The organism is Streptosporangium sp. NBC_01810 (assembly GCF_035917355.1).
GTDB lineage: Bacteria > Actinomycetota > Actinomycetes > Streptosporangiales > Streptosporangiaceae > Streptosporangium.
Window position 1 is genome coordinate 4,089,992 of sequence record NZ_CP109070.1, and the last position, 23,347, is coordinate 4,113,338.

A 23,347-nucleotide genomic window follows, 5' to 3' on the forward strand; every position below is an offset into this window, starting at 1 on the left:
TTGCACGTTACCTTGCGTGACATCGCACCCGGAGGTGAGACGCGGACCCGGCGCGTGCCTGCGCGCGCTGACGGCCTGCGGGGTGCTCGGCGGGCTGCTGGCCGCCCTGGCCGCGCTGCCGCTGGTCGGCACGGTGGGGGTCACCGTCAACAATGTCACGAGGACCCTGACCGACCTGCCGCCGAGCCCACGGGAGAATCCGCTCGCCCAACGCACCGTGCTCCTGGACCGGAACGGCAAGCGGTTCGCCCAGTTCTACACGGAGAACCGGACCGTCGTTCGGCTCGACCAGATCGCCCCCGTCATGCGTGAGGCGATCGTGGCGATCGAGGACTCGCGCTTCTACGAGCACGCGGGCCTGGACTTCAAGGGCACCCTGCGCGCCCTGGTGACCAACACCAAGGCGGGCGGGGTGCGCCAGGGCGGGTCCTCGCTCACCCAGCAGCTGGTGAAGAACATCCTGGTCGAGAACTCCGAGAGCGAGACCGAGCGCGCCCAGGCCCGCGCGCCCAGCATCCAGCGCAAGATCACCGAGCTGCGGTACGCGCTGGCGATGGAGAAGAAGTACACCAAGGCGGAGATCCTGGAGCGCTACCTCAACATCGCCTACTTCGGCGCGGGGGCCTTCGGGGTGGAGGCCGCCGCCCAGCGGTTCTTCTCCGTCGCCGCCTCCCGGCTGACCCTGGCGCAGGCGGCGACGCTGGCCGGCGCGGTCCGCACCCCGTACATCACGGACCCGTCGCTGGACGCGGCGCGCAGAAAGAGGCTGCGAGAACGCAGGGACATCGTCCTGGAGCGGATGGCCCAGCTGTCCTACGTTCCCCGGCCCCGGGCGGAGGCCGCCATGAGACGGCCGCTGAACCTCAGGCTGCAGCCGATGCCCGGCGGCTGCGACGGGAGCGTCTACCCCTACTTCTGCCTGTACGTGCACAGGGAGCTGCTGACCAACCCGGTCTTCGGCCATACCCGCGTGGAGCGGGAGCGCCGCCTGGCCAGGGGCGGCCTCGTGCTGCGCACCACCTTGGCGCCGAGGGCCCAGCGGGCCGCGGAACGCGCCATCGCCGCGCGCGTCGGTACCAAGGACACCGAGGTCGCGGCCGAGGCCATGATCCAGCCTGGCACCGGGCGGATCCGGGCCATGGCGGCGAGCAAGAAGTACGGCCGCAACGCCGGCGACAAGAACAACGGCCCCCGCACCACCTACAACCTGGTCGCCGACACCGCGCACGGAGGCGGTCAGGGATTCCAGGCGGGGTCGACGTTCAAGGTGTTCACCCTGGCGACCGCGCTGAGCCAGGGCTGGCGGTTCGACCAGGGTTTCATGACACCCGGCAGCTTCGTGCCCGCCGGCGGTTTCAAGGACTGCCGGGGGCGCAAGGTCAACGACCCCGGCGCGGAGATCTTCAACGCGAGCGGCGAGGGCAAGGGCGGCCCGCAGAGCCTGTCCACCGGCACCTGGAAGTCGGTGAACATCTTCTACATGATGCTGGAGCAGCGGGTGGGCCTGTGCCCGGTCGTCAGGACCGCCAAGGCGATGGGCATCGCCCGCGCCGACGGCGCCCCGCTGCGGGAGGTGCCGACCTTCACCCTGGGGGTGAACGAGATGGACCCGGTGACCGTGGCGGCGGCGTTCGCCGCGTTCGGGGCGCGGGGCCGCTACTGCCGCCCGCTGTCCATCGTCGAGATCGTCGAGCGGAACGGCAGGCACTTCCGCGTCCCGCCCAGCTGCGCGCAGGCGATCGAGCGCGACGTGGCCGACGCGGTCAACTACCTGCTGTCCGGGGTGTTCACCAAGGGCACCATGACCGGTCAGAGCATCGGCCGCCCCGCGGCGGGCAAGACCGGCACCAACAACGGCTACACGTCCGCCTGGTTCGCCGGCTACACCCCCGATCTGGCCGCGGCGGTCAGCGTGGGCGACATCCGCGGTTCGTACCGCTACCCGCTGAGCGATGTCGAGATCGGCGGCGAGTACTACGGAGCGGTTCAGGGGGCCTCCCTGCCGGGGCCGATCTGGGTGTCGTCCATGTCCGCCGCCCTGCGGGACGTCTCGCCGCGTTCCTTCCACCACCCGGACATGGGCCGTTTCGGCGGCGGGTTCACCCCCGGCATGAAGGAGGCACTGGAGGCCGAGCGCAAGGCGGGCAGGGACGGCGAGCGCGGCGAGCGCCACCGGGACCGCGAGGGGCGCGGTGATCGCAGGCGCCGCGGTGACAGCGAGTACGGCGCCTACCACGGGCCCCGGGGAGGCCGTGTCGCGCAGTGGCCCGCCCGCCCCCGCCACCGCTGACCCGGCCCACCGCGACACCACCGCCGTCACCGCGTCGGGATCGCTCGCGGCCCTGCCCGCGTCGCGCCGGGTCAGGCTCCGAGGCAGGCGGGTCCGAGCAGCTGCTTCAGGTCGCCCATCAGGGCCGGGGAGGGCGATACCCGCAGCCGGTCGTCGAGGCGCATGATGGTGGTCTTCGGGCCGTTGTGCACCTGCAGGTGCACCTCGGTGGTGCCCGGGTGGGCGGTCAGCACCTCCTTGAGGCGGCCGACCACCGGCGGGGTGCAGCGGGTCAGGGCGAGGCTGACCGCCAGCGGACCGCCTGCCTCGCGGGTCAGGTCGGGGGCCGTCACCTCCATGGCGATGATCTTTCCCACGTCCTCGCGCTTGTCCAGGCGGCCCTTGACGAAGACGATGGCGTCCTCGGCGAGCACCGTCGCGCAGAGCTGGTACGCCGAGGGGAAGATCATCACCTCGATGGCGCCCTCCAGGTCCTCCAGCTGGGTCAGCACCCAGGTGTCGCCCTTCTTGGTGACCTTGCGCTGCAGGCCGCTCAGAATGCCGCCGACGGTGACGACCTGGCCGTCGGGACGGTGCTCGTCCTGGAGCGAGGCGATCGAGCAGTCGGCGCCGGAGGCGAGGATGTGCTCCACGCCGAAGAGCGGGTGGTCGGAGACGTACAGGCCGAGCATCTCCCGCTCGAACTGCAGCAGCGTGTTCTTGTCCCACTCACCCATCGGGATCTGCACGTCGAAGGTCTGGTCCTCGGCGCCCTCGACGGCGCCGAACAGGGAGTCCTGCCCCTGGGCCTCGTTCTTCTTGATGCCGATGATGCTGTCGACCGCCTGCTCGTGGACCATCACCAGGCCCTTGCGCACGTGCCCGAACGAGTCGAAGGCACCGGCCTTGACCAGTGACTCGATGACCCGCTTGTTACAGACGACCATGGGGACCTTGCGCAGGAAGTCCTTGAAGTCGGCGAAGCGGCTCTTCTCCCTGCGGGCGGCGATGATCCCGTCGACCACGTTGCCGCCGACGTTACGGATGGCCGACAGGCCGAACCGGACGTCGGTGCCGCGCGGTGTGAAGTCGAAGTCGGAGTCGTTGACGTCCGGCGGCAGCACCTTGATGCCCATCCGGCGGCACTCGTTGAGGTAGAGGGCCGACTTGTCCTTGTCGTCCTTGACCGAGGTCAGCAGCCCGGCCATGTACTCGGCCGGGTAGTTGGCCTTGAGGTAGGCGGTCCAGTAGGAGACCAGGCCGTAGGCGGCGCTGTGCGCCTTGTTGAAGGCGTAGTCGGAGAAGGGCAGCAGGATGTCCCAGAGCGTCTTGATCGCGGCCGCGGAGTAGCCGTTGTCCTTCATGCCCTGCTCGAACGACTCGAACTGCTTGTCCAGCTCCGACTTCTTCTTCTTGCCCATCGCGCGGCGCAGCAGGTCGGCCTTGCCGAGCGAGAACCCGGCGACCTTCTGCGCGATGGCCATGACCTGCTCCTGGTAGACGATCAGGCCGTACGTGGTGCCGAGGATCTCCTGCAGCGACTCCTCGAACTCCGGGTGGATCGGGACGATCTCCTGCTGAGCGTTCTTGCGCAGCGCGTAGTTGGTGTGGGAGTTGGCGCCCATCGGTCCAGGCCGGTACAGCGCGCCGACGGCGGAGATGTCCTCGAAGTTGTCGGGCTTCATCAGCCGCAGCAGCGACCGCATGCCGCCACCGTCCAGCTGGAACACCCCCAGGGTGTCGCCCCGGCCGAGCAGATCGTAGGTCTTGCGGTCGTCCAGCGGCAGCTTGAGCAGGTCGATCTGCTCGCCGGTGTTGGCCTCGATCATCTTCAGGCAGTCGTCGATGATCGTGAGGTTGCGCAGGCCCAGGAAGTCCATCTTCAGCAGGCCGAGCGTCTCGCAGGTCGGGTAGTCGAACTGCGTGATGATCACACCGTCGGAGTCGCGGCGCATGATCGGGATGTAGTCGGTCAGCACCTCCGCCGACATGATGACCCCGGCGGCGTGCACGCCGGTCTGCCGGATCAGGCCCTCCAGGCCCTTGCCGAGGTCCATGGCCGACTTGACGTCGACGTCCTCCTCGTACAGCCTGCGCAGCTCGCCGGCCTCGTTGTAGCGCGGGTGATCCTTGTCGAAGATGCCCGACAGCGGGATGTCCTTGCCCATCACCGCGGGCGGGAACGCCTTGGAGACCTTGTCGCCCAGCGCGTACGGGTGGCCCAGGACGCGGGCCGCGTCCTTGATGGCAGCCTTCGCCTTGATGGTGCCGAAGGTGGCGATCATGGCGACCTTGTCGGCCCCGTACTTCTCCGTCACGTAGCGGATCACGTCGCCGCGCCTACGCTCGTCGAAGTCGATGTCGACGTCGGGCATGGAGACGCGGTCGGGGTTGAGGAACCGCTCGAAGATCAGCCCGTGCGGCAGCGGGTCGAGGTCGGTGATGCCCAGCGCGTACGCGGCCAGCGACCCGGCGGCCGAGCCTCGGCCGGGGCCGACCCGGATGCCGTTGTTCTTGGCCCACATGATGAAGTCGGCGACCACGAGGAAGTAGGAGGGGAACCCCATCTGCAGGATGACGCCCATCTCGAACTCGATCTGCGCGCGGTGCTCCTCGTCGACGCCTTCGGGGAAGCGCCGCTCCATGCCCTGCCAGATCTCCTTGCGGAACCAGCTCTCCTCGCTCTCCCCCTCGGGCAGCGGGAAGGTGGGCATCAGGTTCTTGAAACCGAACATGCCGCTCGGGTCGACCTTCTCGGCGACCAGCAGGGTGTTGCGGCAGCCCTCGGCCCACAGGTCCGAGGAGTCGACCGCGCGCATCTCGTCGGCGTTCTTGATGTAGTAGCCGCTGCCGTCGAAGCGGAAGCGGTCGGGGTCGGACAGCTGCTTGCCGGTCTGGATGCACAGCAGCGCGTCGTGGGAGGTCGCGTCCGACTCGTAGGTGTAGTGGGAGTCGTTGGTCACCAGTGGCGGGATGTCCAGCTCGCGCGAGATGCGGGTCAGGCCGTCCCGGACCCTGCGCTCGATGTCGAGCCCGTGATCCATGATCTCCAGGTAGTAGTTGTCCTTGCCGAACAGCTCCTGGAACCTGGCCGCCGCCGCGACCGCCTCGTCGTACTGCCCCAGGCGCAGGCGGGTCTGCACCTCACCCGACGGGCAGCCGGTGGTGGCCATCAGCCCCTCGGCGTGCTCGGCGAGGATCTCCTCGTCCATCCGGGCCCACTTGCGGACGAAGCCCTCGGTGTAGGCGCGCGAGGAGAGCTTCATCAGGTTGCCCAGGCCCGTGGCGTTCTTCGCCCAGATGGTCATGTGGGTGTAGTAGCCACCCGCCGAGACGTCGTCGCGCTTCTGGTGCGGCTCACCCCACAGCACCGGCTTCTTCTGGTGCCGGGAGGCCGGGGCGACGTAGGCCTCGATGCCGATGATCGGCTTGATCCCGGCCCCGGTCGCCTGCTTGTAGAAGTCGTAGGCCCCGTGCATGTTGCCGTGGTCGGTGATCGCGATGGCGGGCATGCCCAGGTCGCCGACCTGCTTGAACATTTGCTTCAAACGGGCGGCTCCATCCAGCATGGAGTACTCCGTGTGAACATGCAGATGCACAAACGAGTCTGACATGCGGCCCCGTCCTCCCCTAGTCGCACCGTCGGCGGGGAAAGCGTATCCAAATCCGAGTTGCCGAAGTGACCCGTGCGCTCCAGGTCGTCCCTTCCCCGGTCTCAGTCCGAGGGCACCGACCGGCGTTCCTCGGCGAGGTGCAGGCCCGCCTCGATGACGGCGTTCATGATGGGGGCGAGCCGGGCCTCGCCCAGCACGGGGGCGCGGCGGGCCATCTCGGCGACCACCTGGCGCTCGCGGGCCGCGTCGCGGCCGGCGAAGCCTCCGACGGGCTTGAGGCGCTGGATGGTGCCGGCCAGTTCGGCGCGGCGTTCCAGCAGGACGGCGAGGGCGGCGTCGACCCGGTCGATGGCGTCGCGGGCGGCGGGCACCGAGTCGGGGACCTCCCTGCGGGTGACGGCACCGACGATCCTGGTGGCCTCCCGCGCGGCCAGCGCGTCCTGCTCGGTGGAGCCGGGGTCCAGCAGGAGGCCGTCGGCACCGGCGGCGATCGCGGCGGCGGCCAGCGCGGGGTCCGCGCCGAGGTCGGCCAGGACGGGACGGTCCGACCTCATCCGCGCGGCGCGCATCAGGGCGAGGTCGAAGGTGGCGCCGTCCGGGTGGGTACGGCCGCTCTCACAGAGCATGATCTGGTCGTTGCCCTCCGCCGCGCAGTGGCCGGCGACCGCCAGCCACTCCTCCAGCGTCGCGGAGGGGGCCCGCTGGACGAGCACCGGCAGGCCCAGCCTGGCGGCGGCGCGCACCAGCGCGGAGTCCCGCATCCAGGCCGCGCCGACCAGCACGCCGTCCGCCCTCTCGGCGATCACCGGCAGGTCTTCCGCCGAGGACGGCTCCACCAGGACCGGCCCCGTTCCCTCGGCGCGGACCGCCACCACGGACTCCGCGGCGGGGAGCCCACCGCGCCGGTCTCGCAGACTGATCCAGCGGGCGTCCGCACCGGGTCCGCCGATCACCACGGCCGGTCCGGCACCCACCGTGAGCGCGCCCAGCCCTACCGTCGCGCGTTCCAGATGTGCGGTGGACGACATGAGGCTCCCCCATGCTCGGCCGGCGCGCGTCCCGCGAGCCGGTGGTCGTTCGGAAAGAGACGTTCGGAAAGAGACGTTCGAAATGAAAAAGGCAGAGACTTCACGTCTCCGCCTCGTGTCGGCTCCGGCTGGTCGCTAGATCACGCTGTCACGACCGGCTCTCCGGAGCCGGGCTGGTAAACGCGAAATAACAGGTCACGTACCCGATCCTAGGCCATATCCCAACCCCCCGCCACGTACTGGACAGCGCATCTCAAGATATGGACTTTTTCCCCGGCGAGTGAGTCGATCACTTTACCGGGCTATGAGAGTATTCGGAGGTTCCGAAGGAGGTAAGCCGGTTGATGGCCGAAGCACAGCCCGAGGGGCGCCTTATCGCCTCCCGTTACCACCTGCTCGAAGCCATCGGCCGGGGTGGCATGGGCATCGTGTGGCGGGCCCACGACGAGCTCCTGGACCGCGAGGTCGCGATCAAGGAGGTCCGCTACGCCGACATGCTCGGCGAGGACAACCAGGAGGACTTCAACCGGCGCACCAAGCGCGAGGCGCGTGCCGCCGGGCGTCTGACCCACCCGAACGTGGTGGTCGTCCACGACGTCGTCGAGGAGGACGGGCGTCCCTGGATCGTCATGCAGCTGGTGGAGTCGCGCTCCCTCGGCAAGGTGCTGAGGCAGGACGGGCCGCTGCCGCCGCAGCGGGTGGCGGAGATCGGCCTGCAGGTGCTGGATGCGCTGCGCGCCGCCCACGCCCAGGGAGTGCTGCACCGCGACGTCAAGCCGGAGAACGTGCTGCTGGCCGACGACGGCCGGGTGGTGCTGACCGACTTCGGCATCGCGACGCTCGAAGCCGAGACCGCGCTGACCATGACCGGCATCGCGGGCACCCCCGCGTTCATCCCTCCCGAACGCATCAAGGGCGGCGCCGCGCAGCGCGAGTCGGACCTGTGGTCGCTCGGCGCGACCATGTACGCCGCCGTCGAGGGCAAGCCCCCGCACGACCGGGGCGGGGCGCTGCCGACCATGCACGCCATCCTGAACGACGAGCCCGAGACCCCGGTCCACGCCGGGCCGCTGGCCCCGGTCCTGGAGGGGCTGCTCCGCAAGGATCCGGCGCTGCGCATGCCCTACAAGGAGGCCGAGCGGCTGCTGCGCAGGGTGGCCGAGGGCGCGGGCAACCTCGACCGGCCCGCCAGGACCGCCCTCATGCCCGCCGTGAGCCCGGCGGCCGACACCGATCCGGGAGCCCGCTTCCAGGCCGGCGCCCTCCCCGAGACGGGCGCGAAGCTGGACGCCGCACCCGCCGGCGCCAAGGACAAGGCGGCGCCCGCGCGGGGCGAGAGGCCGTCGAAGGCCGCCGCGGAAACGCCCGCCGGAGACGTACGGCAGGAGCCGGGTGCCGGGGCGAAGGCGGCGGCGAAGCCCGCTTCCAAGGCCGCTCCCGGCGCCGGGAGCGGTCCCGCTCCGGAGGCCCCGGGCGGCTTCGAGGCGAACCGGCCCACGAACAGGGTCACCTCCGGCGCCGGGGCCGCAGCGGCCGGGGCGGCCGATGCGAAACCCGCCACCGCACCGACGGCCACACCGGTCTCGGAGGCGAAGCCCTCCACCGCACCGACGGCCACACCGGTCTCGGAGGCGAAGCCCGCCGACGTGTCCCGTGCCACACCCCCTTCCGCTGCCGCCTCCCCCGCCGGCGCGCCCGAGGAGAAACCCGCGGCGAGCCGCGAGGACGCCCCTCCCACCGTGGCCGGGCGGGGATTCGCGCGTCAGAGGCCCACCCCCGTCTCGCGGCCCAACCCCTTCCCACCCGTGGGACGCGAACCCTCGCCCAGACCTGAGCCGGCAAAGGAGCCCGCCGAGCCCGCACCCGCCCACTGGCAGGAGCCCGTGGCGCCCTCCTACGCCGACCATGACTACGGAGCGGCCACGGCCACGCTCGCCTCGCAGAAGCGGGGCGGCTCTCAGATGAAGCGAGGGCTGCTGGTGCTGCTGCCCGCGCTGCTGGTCGTCGGCGGGGTCGCCGGCTGGCTCGGCATGCGCAGCCGCGAGAACGAGGACGCCTCTCGGACCGGTTCGGGGAAGCCGGGCGCGTCCAGCACGCCGAACGCGCCGAGCGCCCCGAGCGGCGGCGCCAAGACGACCCCGCAGGGCTCACCCGAGCCGGCGCCCTCCTCCGCGCCGCCCAGCCCGAGCCCCACCAAGACGGAGAAGAAGTCCGATCTTCCCTCCGGCTGGCGGATGCACAAGGACTCCAACGGCTTCTCGATCGGCCTGCCCAAGGGCTGGAACGTGGACAAACGGCCCGGCCAGCAGGTATGGTTCCGCGGCCCCGACCGGACGAGCTTCGTCTTCGTCGAGTACGTCGACCGCGCGGGTCCCGACCCCAAGGGGGACTGGGAGAACCAGGAGGGGTACAGCCGCGGCAACTTCCCCGGCTACAAGCGGGTCAAGATCGCGAAGGTCGACTACATGGTGAAGGCCGCCGACTGGGAGTTCACCTGGCAGACGAGTTCGGGCAAGGCCCGGGTGATCAACCGGGGGTTCGTCACCAAGGGCGGCCGGGGATATGCGATTTACTGGCATACCCTGGCCAAGAATTGGAAGAAGAACATGCACTTCTTCGAAGGGTTCACCGCGACCTTCTCCTCGAAAAAGTGAGCGGGATCCCCACCGGCCGCGATCAGTGAGCTTGGGAGGGACGGGGATGGCGGAGAGAAAGGTGGCGGGCCGCTACCGGCTGCTCGAACACCTCGGCGAGGGCGGCATGGGCATCGTCTGGCGGGCCCATGACGAGCTCCTCGACCGGGTCGTCGCGGTCAAGGAGGTCCGCTACCGGGGAGTCGACGAAGCCGCGCGCGTCGACCTGAACCGGCGCACGATCCGCGAGGCCAGGACCGCCGGGCGCCTCGACCACCCCTCCGTGATCATCGTGCACGACGTGGTCGAGGAGGAGGGGCGCCCCTGGATCGTCATGCAGCTGGTCAGGTCCCGGTCGCTGGGGGAGATCGTCCGCGAGCGCGGGCCCCTCCCGCCGGAGCGGGTGGCCTCGGTGGGACTGCACGTGCTGGGCGCGCTGCGGGCCGCGCACGCCGCGGGGGTGCTGCACCGCGACGTCAAGCCGGAGAACGTGCTGCTGGCCGACGACGGCCGGGTGGTGCTGACCGACTTCGGCATCGCCTCCATGACGCAGGAGACCGGCATCACCCGTACGGGCGGGATGGTCGGCACACCCGCGTTCCTGCCCCCCGAGCGGCTGCACGGGCTGAGCGCCACTCCCGAGTCGGACCTGTGGTCGCTCGGGGCGACTCTGTACGCGGCGGCCGAGGGCCGGCCCCCGTTCGAGCGGGCCACCGCCGCCGCCACCATGATGGCCGTCCTGCACGGCGAGCCGAGCTCCATGACCCACTCGGGTCCCCTGGCGATGGCGATCCTCGGCCTGATGGCCAGGGACCCGGCCGCCCGGATGGTGCCCGACCAGGTCGAGGCCCTGCTCAGCCGCGCCTCCTCCCCTGCCGCCTCCTCCCCTCCCACGTCATCCGCGGGGCCGGTCTCCGGCTGGGAGCCGCCCCCCGGACAGTCCCCGTACCCGGGCGGACACACCCACCCCGACCAGCCCCAACACCCCGCCACGCACCAACACCCCGGGCAGTCCCCCTACACGCACCCCGGGCAGTCCCCCTACACGCACCCCGGGCACGGAGCATACGGCTCCCAACCCCTGCGTCCGGGTTCCTGGCCGCTGCAGGAGCAGCCCACCGGCACCGGGGGCGGGGGCGGGCCCACCGTGCGGCGGGCAGGGGCGGGGCGGCTGGCGCTCCTGGCCGGGGTTCCCGCGCTCGCGGTGGCCATCGGGGTCGGCGGGTGGCTGATCGTGCGGAACCAGGACGGCACCGCCGACCCCGGTTCCGGCCTGCCGACGGTCACGACCACAATCGTCGACACCACCCCCACCCCCCCGGCCGAGACGACCCCGGCCCCCACCCCCGCGACGACGGCGACCCCGCGTCCGAGCCGGACGGCTCCGGCGGGCTGGCGGTGGCACCGCGACCCGATGGGCTTCTCCGTCGCGGTGCCCAGGGGCTGGACGGTCAAGCGGTTCTCCGGCCGCGACCGGGTGGAGTTCCGCGCCCCCGGGGCGAGCGGTTTCCTGTGGATCGAGTCGACGGACGACCCGGAGAAGAATCCGGTCAGGCACTGGGAGAAGGTGGAGCGGGCCGGGACGGCCGACAACGTCTGGCCGGGCTACGAGCGGATCGGCATCACCTCGCTGAGATACCGGGGGGTGCCCGCCGCCGACTGGGAGTTCACCTACCTCAAGAACGGGGTCCGCACCCACGTCCTGGACCGGGGCTTCCGCACCCTCGCCGGCAGGCCGTACGCGATCTACTGGGAGAGCCCGGAGTCGGAGTGGGACCGATCCCTCTTCGACGACTTCACCAGGACCTTCAGCTCGTGAACGGGCCGGAGAGGGCGCGCTTCTGGCGCAGCCCGGGACTGCCGGGGGTGGACCTCCTCAAGGCCAGGTACGTGACCCACCGCTTCACCCCGCACGCGCACGAGAGCTACACGATCGCGCTGGTCCTTTCCGGGATGCAGGAGTTCGGCTACCGGGGCGCCCGCCACCACGCGAGCGCGGGCAGCCTGAGCACGCTCAACCCCCAGGAGGTGCACCACGGCCACGCGGGCGTCCCCGAGGGATGGACCTACCGGGTTCTCTACCCGTCTGTGGAGTTCGTCTCCGGGATCGCCGCCGAGGTGATGACCGGACGCGGCACCCCCTGCTTCCCCGAGACCCTCACCTACCACCGGCCCACCGTCGAGCTGCTGCGGACCGCGCACCAGGCCGCGGAGCACGGCGACGACCTCGCCTCCTCGACGCTGGCCCGCACCGCCTTCGCCGCCCTGCTCCGGCGCCACGCCACCCGCTCCCCCCCGGAGGCGCGCTCCCACGACCAGGACCCGGCGGTGCGGCGCGCCAGGGAGATCCTGCACGAGCGGCTCGTCGACCCGCCCACGATCGAGGACCTGGCACGGGCCGTGGACGCCAGGCCGTTCACCCTGATCCGGGCCTTCAAGGCGGCCACCGGGCTGCCCCCGCACGCCTACCTGAACACGTTGCGGATCATGCGTGCCCGGCGGCTGCTCCAGGCGGGCACGCCTCCCGCGCAGGTCGCCGGGGACGTGGGGTTCACCGACCAAGCCCACCTGAGCAGGCACTTCAAACGGATGGTGGGCGTTCCCCCTGCCGCGTACCAACGCGCAGGAACGTACAAGACCGGAACTTAAAACCAGACATAAGCTCCCTTTCCATGGATACAACCACTCGCTCCTCCGCGATAAGGGACGGACTGGGCGTGGGGATCGCCGTCGGGCTGTCCGGGGTGGCCTTCGGCGCCGCGGCGGTCACCGCGGGACTGAGCGTCGCGCAGGCATCCGTGCTGAGCCTGTTCACCTTCACCGGCGCCTCGCAGTTCGCCCTCGTCGGAGTCGTCGCGGGCGGCGGCAACCTGGTCGCGGGCACGGCCGGCGCGATGCTGCTGGGCGCCCGCAACAGCCTGTACGGCCTGCGCATGGCCGACGTGCTCGACATCCGGGGCTGGCGCAGGCCGCTGACGGCCCAGGGCGTGATCGACGAGACGGCGGCGGTCGCCCTGGCCCAGCCGGACGAGGAGTCGTCCAGGACGGCGTTCCTGGTCACCTTTGTCACCCTCTACCTGACCTGGAACGCCACCACCCTTCTCGGCGCGCTGGGCACCTCCTGGGTGGCCGACCCCGCGGTGTTCGGCCTGGACGCGGTCGGCCCCGCGACGTTCCTGGCCATCCTGTGGCCCCGGCTCACCGGCAGCGGCCCCGAGGCCCGTACGCTGCGGCTGATCGCGGGCGGCGGCGCGGCGATCGCGCTGGCCGCGACCCCGCTCACCCCGCCGGGCGTGCCCGTGCTGCTCGCGTCCGCGGCCGTGCTCGCGGTTGTCCTGAGGAGACCCAAGTGACCATCTGGTGGGCGATCGTCGCCACCTGCGCGGCCTGCTACGCGCTGAAGCTCGCCGGGCTGTCGGCACCGCGCCGGATCCTCGACCACCCGGGGGTGCAGCGCTTCGCTACGCTGATCCCGGTGGCCCTGCTGGCGGCGCTGATCACCGTGCAGACCTTCGGGCACGGGCAGGCTCTGCATCTGGACTGGCCGCGCACCGTGGGAATGGGCGCGGCCGTGGTGGCGTTGCTGCTGCGCGCACCGTTCCTGGTGGTCCTCGCGGCGGCGGCCGTCGTCACCGCCGCGTTGCGTCATGTCCTGAGCTGAGGAGCCCGTGTGACCCGTTCCGAATGCCGTGGTCGATCCTGGGTAGGCGTCGGCGCATGACCGATTCTCAGGGGATCATCGGAGCCCGCTACCGCCTGCTCGAACGTATCGGCCGAGGGGGCATGGGGACGGTCTGGCGGGCACGGGACGAGGTGCTGGGCCGCGATGTGGCGGTCAAGGAGGTCATCCCCTCCCCCGACCTCACCGATCCCGAGCGCGAGGTGTTCACCGTGCGGACGCTCAGGGAGGCCCGGGCCGCCGGGCGGATCGGGCATCCGGGGGTCGCCACGGTGTACGACGTGATCGAGGAGCACGGGCGCCCCTGGATCGTCATGCAGCTGGTCGACTCCCGCACGCTGGGAGCGGTGATCAGGGAGGACGGTCCGCTGCCGCCGACCGATGTTGATCGCCGCGAAGTAATCCGCCGGGCCGGCGAGCCCGCACGAAACCCCGCAGGGTCGCTCCCTCGCTGTGAACCCGGCAACGGCCGGACACGCCGGTAGGGCCACCGGCGCGAAGGCATGCCCGCCGTGGGAGGGCCGGGTCCGGCCGGAAGGACCGGCCGACCGCGCTAGGACTCGGCGGCGACGACCGTCAGGGCGTGGGCGAGGTCCTCGGGGTAGGCCGTGGTGAAGGAGACCCACTCGCCGGTGCTGGGGTGCTCGAAGGCCAGGGAGACCGCGTGCAGCCACTGCCGGCTCACGCCCAGCCGCGCGGCCAGGGTCGGGTCGGCCCCGTACAGCATGTCGCCGACGCACGGGTGGCGCAGCGCCGACATGTGGACCCGGATCTGGTGGGTCCGGCCCGTCTCCAGTTTGATGTCCAGCAGCGACGCCGCGCGGAAGGCCTCGATCGTGTCGTAGTGGGTGACCGACTCCTTGCCCCCCGCCACGACCGCCCAGCGGCCGTCCCCGACGGGGTGGCGGTCGATCGGCGCGTCCACGGTGCCGCGGTGCGGGTCGGGGTGGCCCTGGACCAGCGCGTGGTAGCGCTTGTCGACGGTGCGCTCCTTGAAGGCCCGCTTCAGGTGGGAGTAGGCGTGCTCGCTCTTGGCGATGACCATCGCGCCGGTGGTGTTGGCGTCCAGCCGGTGCACGATGCCCTGGCGTTCGGCCGCGCCGCTGGTGGCCACCCGGTGGCCGGCGCCGAGCAGGCCGCCGATCACGGTGGGGCCGGTCCAGCCGGTGGTCGGGTGGGCGGCCACGCCGACGGGCTTGTTGACGACGACGATGTCGTCGTCCTCGTACACGATGTGCATGCCTGGCACGGGTTCGGCCACCGGCATCGGCGTGGTGGGCGGCGGCGGGAGGGTGACCTCCAGCCACGCGCCCCCGTGGAGCCGGTCGGACTTGGCCGCGGTCGAGCCGTCCACCAGCACGTCACCGGCGACGATCAGTTCGGCCGCCCGGGTGCGGGAGAGGCCGAACAGGCGCGACAGGGCGGCGTCGAGGCGCTCGCCCTCCAGCCCGTCGGGGACGGGGAGACTCCGCCGATCAGCCATTGTCGTTCTCCTTCGCTTCCTTCTTGGCTCCCGTGTCGCGCGTGCCGTCGATCTGGTAGCCCCGCCAGGCGAGGATGACCGCCAGGATGCCGCCGCAGACGATCGCCGAGTCGGCGATGTTCCAGACCGGGAAGTGGCCGGGAAAGGTCTCCACGAAGTCGACCACGTGTCCCTGCAGCGGTGCGGGCCTGCCGGAGCCGAAGCCCGAGGGCCAGCGGAAGATCCGGTCGGTGAGGTTGCCGAGCGCCCCGCCGAGCAGCAGGCTCAGCGTGATCGCCCAGGGCAGGCTGCGCAGGTTGCGCGCGGTGCGCAGGATCGCCACCACGACGGCGGCCGCGACACAGGTGAAGACGATCGTCATTCCGGTGCCGAGGCCGAAGGCGGCACCGGAATTGAAGATCACCCGGAACTGGAGCACGTCGGGGATGACCACGATGGGTTCCCTGCCCTCCAGGGTCTTCAGCACAAGGGTCTTCGTGGCGAGGTCGAGGGCGTAGACGATGGGGACGATCACCGCGAGCACGGCGATCCGCCGCGCAGCGAGCGGGGCGGCCGAGACCGCCCCGTCCTCGGTGTCGCCGGTCAGCGGCGCTCCTCCCGCTGCTTGCAGGCCACGCACAGCGTCGCCCTCGGAAACGCCTGAAGGCGCTCCTTTCCGATCGGCTGATGGCACGATTCGCACACTCCGTAGGTCCCCGCGTCGATCCGGGCGATCGCTCGCTCGTTCTGCGCGACCAGGTCGCGCGAGTTCAGGGTAAGGGCGATTTCGCGCTCACGTTCATACGTCCGCGCCCCGGCGTCGGCCTGGTCGTCGCCGGCACCGTCGGTAACGTCGCTTGACGCGATCTCTATCTCGGCCTTGGCGATCTCCTCGGTGAGCTCGCGGCTCTCCGCGGCCAGCCGCCCGCGGACCTCCGCGAGTTCCCCGGCGGACCAGGTGACGACGGCTCCGTCGGATGACGGCGCTGCCGCACTGTTGTCTGCGCGCACGGTCGCGGCCATGGCGACCTCCTTGCTCGATCGGACCGTATCCAATGTGGTAAACGGTGCGGGCAGCCTAGGTCTCTCGTAACAGAACGACAAACGACCCGCCGCACTGTTTGCCAATCCAGTAACATCCGGTCACTTCCCCCTGATTCCGCCCAGCCGCTTCTGATATGGGGAAGCTTCCGGCAGGCGGGTGCGTTATCGTTTGAGCCTGCACGGCGTTGATGGGGACAGCCACCTCTGCACCCCCTCGCACGAGCGACCCGGGGACGGTGCGAGCCCGGGGCGAGGCGCGGAGGGAAGATCACCCCGGAGCCGCCGGAAGAACGGCCGTGACGGCCAAGTAGACCCGGCAGCAGACCAAAGGAAGAGGGCCTTCTCGCATGCGAAGGCCAAGGAGGGTGGTACCGCGGGGCCCAGGCGGCCTCGTCCCTCCACGCCGCAGCCGGTTCCAGCGTGGAGGTCCAGCCCATCATGTCCGCCTATTTCCGCCCTCTTCCTGCGCAGGTCGACCTTCCCGCGCTTGAGCACGAGGTGCTCGGCCGCTGGCGGGACGGCAAGATCTTCGAGCGCTCGGTCGAGCAGAACGCCGACGGCCCCACCTGGGTCTTCTACGAGGGCCCGCCCACCGCCAACGGCATGCCCGGCGTCCACCACGTCGAGGCCCGTGTCTTCAAGGACGTCTTCCCCCGCTACAAGTCGATGCGGGGCTACAGCGTGCCCCGCAAGGCGGGCTGGGACTGTCACGGACTGCCCGTCGAGGTCGCCGTCGAGAAAACCCTCGGGCTCTCCGGCAAGAAGGACATCGAGGCGTACGGCGTCGCCGAGTTCAACGCCAGGTGCCGCGAGTCCGTGCTGCGGCACGTGGACGCCTTCGAGGAGATGACCGAGCGGATGGGGTACTGGATCGACCTGTCCCAGGCCTACCGCACGATGGACCCGGCCTACGTGGAGTCCGTCTGGTGGTCGCTCAAGGTCATCTTTGACAAGGATCTACTCTCCCGCGACTTCCGCATCACCCCCTACTGTCCCCGCTGCGGCACCGGCCTGTCCGATCACGAGCTGGGCCAGCCGGGCGGCTACGAGACCGTCACCAGCCCGTCGGTCCACGTCCGCATGCCCGCCACCTCAGGGCCGCTGGCCGACCTCGGCGCCTCGCTGCTGATCTGGACCACCACGCCCTGGACGCTGGTCTCCAACACCGCCGTGGCCGTGCATCCCGACGTGACCTACGTCGCGGCGCGTCCCGCGGGATCCGACGAGGTCCTGGTGGTGGCCGAGCCGCTGGTCGTCTCCGCGCTGGGCGAGGGCGCCGAGATCCTGGCCTCCTTCCAGGGCGCCGAGCTGGAGCACACCACCTACTCGCGCCCCTTCGACCTGGTCGACATCCCCGGCGCGCACTACGTGGTGCTCGGCTACTACGTCACCACCGAGGACGGCACCGGCCTGGTCCACCAGGCGCCCGCCTTCGGCGCCGACGACATGACGACCTGCAAGCGGTACGGGCTGCCCGTGGTCAACCCGATCGGACCCGACGGCCGGTTCCTCGGCAGCGTGCCCCAGGTCGGCGGCCAGTTCTTCAAGGACGCCGACGAGGGGCTCACGGCCGACCTGCGGACGCGCGGCCTGCTCTACCGGGGCGGCCACTTCGAGCACAGCTACCCGCACTGCTGGCGCTGCCACACCGCGCTGCTCTACTACGCCCTGCCCGCCTGGTACATCCGCACCACCGCGATCAAGGACCGGCTCCTCGCCGAGAACGAGAAGACCAACTGGTACCCCGAGACGATCAAGTGGGGCCGCTTCGGCGAGTGGCTGCGCAACAACGTCGACTGGTCACTGTCGCGCTCGCGCTACTGGGGCACCCCGCTGCCGCTGTGGATCTGCACCGCCGACGAGTCGCACGTCACCTGCGTCGGCTCGCTGGAGGAGCTGAGCCGGCTGTCCGGCCAGGACGTCTCCGCGCTCGACCCGCACCGCCCCTACGTGGACGACGTCACACTGTCCTGCCCCACCTGCGGGGCCGAGGCCAGGCGGGTTCCCGACGTGATCGACGCCTGGTACGACTCGGGCTCGATGCCGTTCGCCCAGTGGGGGGCGCCGCACCACAACGAGGAGATGCTCGAGAAGGCCTACCCGGCGCAGTTCATCTGCGAGGCCACCGACCAGACCCGCGGCTGGTTCTACTCGCTGATGGCGGTCGGCACGCTCGTCTTCGACAGGTCCTCGTACGAGAACGTGCTCTGTCTCGGCCTGATCCTGGCCGAGGACGGCCGCAAGATGAGCAAGCACCTGGGCAACGTGCTCCAGCCGATGCCGCTGATGGACCAGCACGGCGCGGACGCGCTGCGCTGGTACATGGCCTGTTCCGGCTCGCCGTGGGCGGCCCGCAGAGTCGGGCACGGCGCCCTTGAGGAGATCGTCCGCAAGGTCCTGCTCACCTACTGGAACACCACCTCCTTCTTCACCCTGTACGCAGGCGCCGAGTCCTGGTCTCCGTCCCGGCTCGCCGAGGCTCCCGCGTACGCCCAGCGCCCGTTGATCGACCGCTGGGCCCTCGCCGAGCTGCACCGGACCGTGGCCGAGGTCACCGCCTCGATGGACGTCTTCGACACCGCCCGCGTCGGGCGGCGCCTCGCGGAGTTCCTCGACGACCTGTCCAACTGGTACGTGCGACGCTCCCGCCGCCGGTTCTGGGCCGGTGACACCGCGGCGTTCGCCACGCTCTACGAGTGCCTGGAGACCGTCACCCGGCTGATGGCGCCGGTGGTGCCGTTCACCACCGACTACGTCTGGGACGTGCTGCGCGACGCCGACGCCCCCACCTCGGTCCACCTGGCCACCTGGCCCGAGGTCGACGACGAGCTGCTGGACGAGAAGCTGTCGGAGCGGATGGCCCTGGTCCGCCGTCTGGTGGAGCTGGGCCGCTCGGCCCGCGCCTCCAGCGGGGTGAAGACCCGCCAGCCGCTCGGTCGCGCCCTGGTCGGCGCCCCCGGCTGGGCCGCGCTCCCCCCCGAGCTGCGTGAGCTGATCGCCGACGAGCTCAACGTCAAGGGGCTGGAGGACCTGTCCGGGATCGGGGCGGACCTGGTGTCCTTCACGGTCAAGCCCAACTTCCGGGCACTGGGCAAGCGGTTCGGCTCGCAGACCAAGCTGGTCGCCGCGGCCGTCACCGCCGCCGACCCCGCGGAGCTCGCCCGCGCGCTCCGTACCGGCCCGGCGGTCTTGGTCGACGCGGGCGAGCTGGGGGCGGTGGAGATCGGCGCCGACGACGTGATCGTCACCGAGCAGCCCAGGTCCGGCTGGGCGGTGGAGGCCGCCTCCGGCGAGACCGTCGCCCTCGACCTGACCATCACCGACGAGCTGCGCCGCTCGGGCCTGATCCGCGACGTCGTCCGCCTGCTCCAGGACACCCGCAAGTCCACCGGCCTGTCGATCTCCGACCGGATCGACGTGTGGTGGTCCACCGATGACGCCGACCTGGCCGAGGCCCTGCGGACCCAGGGCCGGGCGGTGGCCGACGAGGTCCTCGCCGTCTCCCTCACCGAGGGCGGCACCGACGGCCTTCCCGCTCACAGCGACGCCGAACTGGGCCTGACCTTCCAGCTCCGTCGCGCGACGGCCACGGCCTGACGGCGGTTCCGGCGTCACGGGACGGCCTGACGGCGGAGCGTTCCGGCGTCACGGGACTGCCGGGCTCCCAGAGAGCCCGGCAGTCCCGGTTCACACCGGGCCAACCCGGCGCCTCAGGTGGTGCTCGGTGTCCGTCGCGGCCCGGAGAGGACCGTCACCGCACGGGAGCGGCGGACCCGGCCCGCGGACGGCGGTCCGCGGGCACCGTGACACACCCGACTCCTCGTGGTGAACGGTGAGCGAGGCGGGCGGTGGTCACGCCAGGTGTCAGCTCTGGTCCCGGTGGTCGTTCAGGCAGATCGAGCAGTTGATCAGGCCGGCTCCCTCGGCCTCGACCAGGGAGATGACCTCGGTGCCGCCGTCGCCCGCACCCTTGATCAGAGGGCAGGCGGGGTCATGAAAGCGACGGGTGCCGATGATGACCATGACAGTCCCATCGCCCGCCTTTTGCTTCTCGGCCCCGGGGTCGCCGGCATCACGGTTCTCGGGAGAGGGGTCGGCTGCGGACTCCGCCGAGGTGGAGTCGGCCGCTACCTGCCCGGCGCGCCCGGGTACGGTCTCGGCCGGCTCCACCGGATCAGGTGTCGTGCCATCGGCGGTGGACCGGCGCCCGGAATCCGATGCCTCTCGGGGGCCCGGCTCCTCGGACCTCTCAGGCTCCGCGGAGCCTGAGTCGGCAGCTCCGGACTTGCCCGAGGGGGACGGCTCCGACGGGGCGGAGTCTCGCCCGGCGGTCTCGGCCCCTGGGCGGGTCCCGGGCGCCGAGGGCCCGGCTTCGGCCTTCGCCTGCGCCCCGGCCTTGGCGGCCCCGGACGGGGCGTTCTCGGACGCGGCGTTCTCGGACGCGGCGTTCTCGGACGCGGCGTTCTCGGACGCGGCGTTCTCGGGCTCGACGGCCCCGGGGCCGGTGCGCTCGGCCTCGCCGGTTTCCGGCTTGGCGCTCTCAGGCGCCCCTCCCCGGCTCGCGGAGGCGCCGCCCACGGCCGGTCCGGGCTTGGCGGGCTCCGCCGCCTCGGGCTCGGGCCTGGCCGGAGCCACCGGGGTCTCCGGCTTGGGCTTGGACGCCTGGACGACCACGTCACGGCTGAACCAGCTGGTGGCCTCGGACTCGGCGTGCGGGATCTCGGGGATCTTCGGCAGCCGGATCGGCACCGAGGGGGTCGGCGGCTCCGCGGCGCGGAGCGGAGGGCTCACGGGCTCCTGGGGCCGTGCCTGCGGCTCGGGAGACTGGATGTAGGGCCGGGCCGGGGTGACGGGCTCCTGCGGGGAACGCGGGGGTTCGTGGCGGGACACGGCCTCCTGCCGGGACACGGTGCTCTCTCGCCTGGCGGCGGGAGTGTCCGGCCTGGGCTGGGATTCGGACCGCGTTCCGGGGGCCTGCTGCCCGCCGGAGGGGGCCGCGGGCCGCGCGGGCCGGTACGGGGCGGTGAATCTGGCCGTGGCCTCGTGCGGGCCGGGCTCACCGGCGCCGTCGAAGGACCCGGACTCCCGGGAGGCGCTCAGGGGCTCGGCGGCCTCCCGCGCCCCTGGCGGGGTCTGGTACGGCCGGGTTCCGGCGGCGGGTTCGGGCAGGCAGGTGGTGCAGGGCGTGAAGCCCTCCTCACGAGCCTCCTCGTGGGTGAGTTCCTCATGATCCCTGCCGGCCAACTGGCGGCACCCCGCGATGTGATAACGCTTGCGGCCGGGGACGACCAGAACGATCGCCTCGGCGTCCAGGGCACCCCGCCTCGCGGCGGTGGCGGTGGCCGGCCCGGCCACCGGGCCGCGGCGTGGCTGGGTCGGGGCCGCGGGCACCTGCTGCCGCATCCCGTGCTGCGCCATCATGTGCGGTGGAGCGGAAGGCTGGTTCGGCATGCCGTGCGGCGCGGGGACGGACCCGGCCGGCATCGGTCCCTTCGGGGGAAGGGGCGGAGCGGCCCCGGCGGGAGCACCGGGGAACAGCTCGTGGCGCCGCAACAACGCCCCGATCACCAGGAAGACGGCGGACAGCACGCTGACCGCGATCGACCACATGACCAGAAACGGTTTGGCCAACACGAATCCCACGATGAGCAGGACGATGGCCGTGAGTACCAAACCGGCGCTGATAAGGATCACAGAAAGACTCCCGGATGCGGGTCAAAGGGGGTGACCCGACACCTTAGCGGCGGTCGTTGTGCGGACCGTCAACGCCCTGGAAGGCGCCCGAGTGCTGCGACGGGTCGCCGCCGAACGGGTTGGGCGCACTCTGGAGCGTCGGCTGACCACCCGGGGTCACCGCGTGGGACATGGCCGGAGGCCCGCTCACGATCGGGAACCCGCCGCTGCTCTCGGCAGCCACGTTGAGCTCGGCCAGCTGGTTCTCCAGATACAGCTTCAGGCGGCTACGGTACTCGCGCTCAAAACTACGGAGCTCCTCGACCTTACGTTCGAGCTCGTCACGGGTCTGCACCAGCGAGCCCATGGCCTGGCGGTGCCGCTCCTGCGCGTCGCGCTCCAGCGTCTCGGCTCGGGCACGAGCGTCACCGATGACCTGCTCGGCCTGGCGACGCGCCTTGCCGAGGATGTCGTCGGCCTCGCGGCGCGCCCGGGTCACCGTCTCGTCCGCCTCCCGGCGGGCGTCGGCGATGGCCTGGTCCGCGGTCTGCTGCGCGAGGGCGAGCACGCGTGCCGCGGTGTCCATGTTGTCCTCGGCCGGCGGCATTCCCATTCCGACGGGAACGGGCTGCTGATGCTGCACCGGCTCGGGAGCGCGCATCGGCTCCGGCTGCTGCATCATCATCTCGGGCTTGGGCTCGGCAATGGGGGCGGGCGCCATGGCCATGCCCATCCCGCCGGGGACCTTGCCCCGCAGGCACTCCGCCAGTTTGGCGCGGAGCTCCTCGTTCTCCTGAATGAGACGGTCCAACTCGGACTCGACCTCATCGAGGAAGGCATCTACCTCTTCCTCGTCGTAACCCGGCCGAAGGCGGGTCGTACTGAATTGCTTGTTCCGCACATCGGCGGGAGTCAGCGGCATTTCGGTCTCCTTGGCGCGCTTGGAGTCTGTCCGGGGGGACGGTACCCGATCAACGAAGCGCGGACACGAGTTGGATCAAGACCAAGACCACAATGAACAGCACTGTGAAGCTTAGGTCAAAGGCCACCGTACCCAACCGGAGTGGTGGAATGAAACGGCGGAGGAACTTGAGAGGTGGATCGGTCACCGTGTATACGGCTTCCGCCAGCACCAGGACGATGCCTGTGGGGCGCCACTGACGTGCGAACGCCTGCACCGTCTCAAAGATCATTCTGCCGATCAGCAGAACGAGATAGATGGACAGGACGAAGACCAAGATCCCGCTAACGATCCCCACGGTCCGTCCTCGCCTCCACTCCGCTCTGCCGTCCTTCGTCCCATCGGGACCCGTCGGGCCGGTCACTGTTCATAGTGGAACTCTAGCTCTGGTTGAAGAATCCGCGTTCCGCGATTCGAGCCTTGTCCTCGGCGGTCACCTCGACATTGGCTGGGGACAACAAGAACACCTTGTTGGTAACACGTTCAATGCTGCCATGTAGGCCAAAGACGAGACCTGCCGCGAAATCAACGAGCCGCTTTGCGTCACTGTCAACCATCTCGGTCAGATTCATGATGACAGGAGTGCCGTCACGGAAGTGCTCACCGATGGTCCGCGCCTCGTTGTACGTGCGGGGATGGAGGGTGGTGATGCGCGCCAGATCGGTCGTGCGGCGCTCCAGGACAGCCGTCGCGGGCCTCGGAGCGGGTACGCCGGGATCGGTGTCGTCCGAGAGGTCGTGGACCGTGCCAGGACGCTCGTCGCCCTCCCTGCGAGGGTCGTCGAACTCCTCGTACTCGTCGTCGGGGTAGCTGTCGTATCTCTCGTAGCGGTCGTCCTCGACAAGACCGAGGTAGACCGCCATCTTGCGCATCGCGCCGGCCATCGCTACTTCTTCCTCCGTCTTACCTCGATGTGCCCGAGGGACAGCCCGACCGCCCTGAGCTCACCACCGTTCGACCGCTGTCCGGGTACGCGGACGCCAA

17 protein-coding genes are annotated in these 23,347 nt (G+C 70.8%); 8 read left to right on the forward strand and 9 right to left on the reverse strand.

Translation table 11 applies throughout. The features are described 5' to 3' along the window. Positions 1-34: 34 nt before the first annotated feature. Positions 35-2,290, forward strand: coding sequence for a transglycosylase domain-containing protein (locus OIE13_RS17660; RefSeq protein WP_326828425.1), 2,256 nt, complete (start codon positions 35-37; stop codon positions 2,288-2,290). A 71-nt stretch (positions 2,291-2,361) separates the two neighbouring features. Here the strand turns inward: OIE13_RS17660 and dnaE are convergent, their stop codons facing one another. Next, positions 2,362-5,883: a DNA polymerase III subunit alpha gene (gene dnaE / locus OIE13_RS17665; protein WP_326638370.1), complete on the reverse strand. Its 3,522-nt coding sequence runs from the start codon at positions 5,881-5,883 to the stop codon at positions 2,362-2,364. A gap of 101 nt (positions 5,884-5,984) precedes the next feature. Beyond that, positions 5,985-6,911 (reverse strand): chorismate mutase, encoded by a 927-nt coding sequence (locus OIE13_RS17670; RefSeq protein WP_326638369.1) that lies wholly within the window; start codon positions 6,909-6,911, stop codon positions 5,985-5,987. A gap of 344 nt (positions 6,912-7,255) precedes the next feature. Here OIE13_RS17670 and OIE13_RS17675 point away from each other — a divergent pair, with 344 nt between their 5' ends. Genes OIE13_RS17675 through OIE13_RS17700 form a run of 6 tightly spaced genes read left to right on the forward strand, consistent with a single transcriptional unit; the run spans position 7,256 to position 13,708 of the window. Continuing rightward, entirely contained in the window at positions 7,256-9,565 is a 2,310-nt protein-coding gene (locus OIE13_RS17675) for a serine/threonine-protein kinase (RefSeq protein ID WP_326638367.1), read from the forward strand. A 46-nt stretch (positions 9,566-9,611) separates the two neighbouring features. Continuing rightward, on the forward strand, positions 9,612-11,363 hold the full coding sequence (locus OIE13_RS17680) for a serine/threonine-protein kinase (protein WP_326828426.1): 1,752 nt from the start codon (positions 9,612-9,614) through the stop codon (positions 11,361-11,363). After that, positions 11,360-12,193, forward strand: coding sequence for an AraC family transcriptional regulator (locus OIE13_RS17685; RefSeq protein ID WP_326638363.1), 834 nt, complete (start codon positions 11,360-11,362; stop codon positions 12,191-12,193). The genes OIE13_RS17680 and OIE13_RS17685 overlap by 4 nt, the downstream gene beginning before the upstream one ends. 23 nt (positions 12,194-12,216) lie before the next feature. Further along, positions 12,217-12,897, forward strand: coding sequence for an AzlC family ABC transporter permease (locus OIE13_RS17690; protein WP_326638361.1), 681 nt, complete (start codon positions 12,217-12,219; stop codon positions 12,895-12,897). After that, complete coding sequence (locus OIE13_RS17695; protein ID WP_326638358.1) at positions 12,894-13,205, forward strand: AzlD domain-containing protein; 312 nt, start codon at positions 12,894-12,896, stop codon at positions 13,203-13,205. Before OIE13_RS17690 ends, OIE13_RS17695 begins: the two co-directional genes overlap by 4 nt. Positions 13,206-13,261: 56 nt before the next feature. After that, entirely contained in the window at positions 13,262-13,708 is a 447-nt protein-coding gene (locus OIE13_RS17700; protein WP_326828427.1) for a protein kinase domain-containing protein, read from the forward strand. A gap of 68 nt (positions 13,709-13,776) precedes the next feature. Here the strand turns inward: OIE13_RS17700 and OIE13_RS17705 are convergent, their stop codons facing one another. Genes OIE13_RS17705 through OIE13_RS17715 form a run of 3 tightly spaced genes read right to left on the reverse strand, consistent with a single transcriptional unit; the run spans position 13,777 to position 15,696 of the window. Further along, positions 13,777-14,706, reverse strand: coding sequence for an RluA family pseudouridine synthase (locus OIE13_RS17705; RefSeq protein ID WP_326638356.1), 930 nt, complete (start codon positions 14,704-14,706; stop codon positions 13,777-13,779). Then, positions 14,699-15,325: a signal peptidase II gene (locus OIE13_RS17710; protein WP_326638354.1), complete on the reverse strand. Its 627-nt coding sequence runs from the start codon at positions 15,323-15,325 to the stop codon at positions 14,699-14,701. Before OIE13_RS17710 ends, OIE13_RS17705 begins: the two co-directional genes overlap by 8 nt. Then, on the reverse strand, positions 15,289-15,696 hold the full coding sequence (locus tag OIE13_RS17715; RefSeq protein ID WP_442811749.1) for a TraR/DksA family transcriptional regulator: 408 nt from the start codon (positions 15,694-15,696) through the stop codon (positions 15,289-15,291). The genes OIE13_RS17710 and OIE13_RS17715 overlap by 37 nt, the downstream gene beginning before the upstream one ends. Positions 15,697-16,167: 471 nt before the next feature. Between OIE13_RS17715 and ileS the strand changes: the two genes are divergently transcribed. Next, complete coding sequence (gene ileS, locus OIE13_RS17720; RefSeq protein ID WP_326828428.1) at positions 16,168-19,326, forward strand: isoleucine--tRNA ligase; 3,159 nt, start codon at positions 16,168-16,170, stop codon at positions 19,324-19,326. Positions 19,327-19,593: 267 nt separating this feature from the next. On the opposite strand, the gene OIE13_RS17725 is transcribed toward ileS, so the two are convergent. The 4 genes from OIE13_RS17725 to OIE13_RS17740 form a co-directional block, all read right to left on the reverse strand. Next, on the reverse strand, positions 19,594-21,423 hold the full coding sequence (locus OIE13_RS17725) for a hypothetical protein (protein WP_326828429.1): 1,830 nt from the start codon (positions 21,421-21,423) through the stop codon (positions 19,594-19,596). A gap of 43 nt (positions 21,424-21,466) precedes the next feature. Next, complete coding sequence (locus OIE13_RS17730) at positions 21,467-22,324, reverse strand: DivIVA domain-containing protein (RefSeq protein WP_326638347.1); 858 nt, start codon at positions 22,322-22,324, stop codon at positions 21,467-21,469. Positions 22,325-22,373: 49 nt separating this feature from the next. Continuing rightward, entirely contained in the window at positions 22,374-22,661 is a 288-nt protein-coding gene (locus OIE13_RS17735) for a YggT family protein (protein WP_030909817.1), read from the reverse strand. Positions 22,662-22,743: 82 nt separating this feature from the next. Then, on the reverse strand, positions 22,744-23,247 hold the full coding sequence (locus OIE13_RS17740; RefSeq protein ID WP_326638344.1) for a cell division protein SepF: 504 nt from the start codon (positions 23,245-23,247) through the stop codon (positions 22,744-22,746). Positions 23,248-23,347 lie beyond the last annotated feature (100 nt).

What these genes read in the sequence shown, in the direction of transcription:
- OIE13_RS17740 (WP_326638344.1), bottom strand. Translation starts at nt 23,247, where the DNA reads ATGGCCGGCGCGATGCGCAAGATGGCGGTCTACCTCGGTCTTGTCGAG.
- OIE13_RS17700 (WP_326828427.1), top strand. Translation starts at nt 13,262, where the DNA reads ATGACCGATTCTCAGGGGATCATCGGAGCCCGCTACCGCCTGCTCGAA.
- OIE13_RS17705 (WP_326638356.1), bottom strand. Translation starts at nt 14,706, where the DNA reads ATGGCTGATCGGCGGAGTCTCCCCGTCCCCGACGGGCTGGAGGGCGAG.
- ileS (WP_326828428.1), top strand. Translation starts at nt 16,168, where the DNA reads ATGTCCGCCTATTTCCGCCCTCTTCCTGCGCAGGTCGACCTTCCCGCG.
- OIE13_RS17670 (WP_326638369.1), bottom strand. Translation starts at nt 6,911, where the DNA reads ATGTCGTCCACCGCACATCTGGAACGCGCGACGGTAGGGCTGGGCGCG.
- OIE13_RS17730 (WP_326638347.1), bottom strand. Translation starts at nt 22,324, where the DNA reads ATGCCGCTGACTCCCGCCGATGTGCGGAACAAGCAATTCAGTACGACC.
- OIE13_RS17675 (WP_326638367.1), top strand. Translation starts at nt 7,256, where the DNA reads ATGGCCGAAGCACAGCCCGAGGGGCGCCTTATCGCCTCCCGTTACCAC.
- OIE13_RS17680 (WP_326828426.1), top strand. Translation starts at nt 9,612, where the DNA reads ATGGCGGAGAGAAAGGTGGCGGGCCGCTACCGGCTGCTCGAACACCTC.
- OIE13_RS17690 (WP_326638361.1), top strand. Translation starts at nt 12,217, where the DNA reads ATGGATACAACCACTCGCTCCTCCGCGATAAGGGACGGACTGGGCGTG.
- dnaE (WP_326638370.1), bottom strand. Translation starts at nt 5,883, where the DNA reads ATGTCAGACTCGTTTGTGCATCTGCATGTTCACACGGAGTACTCCATG.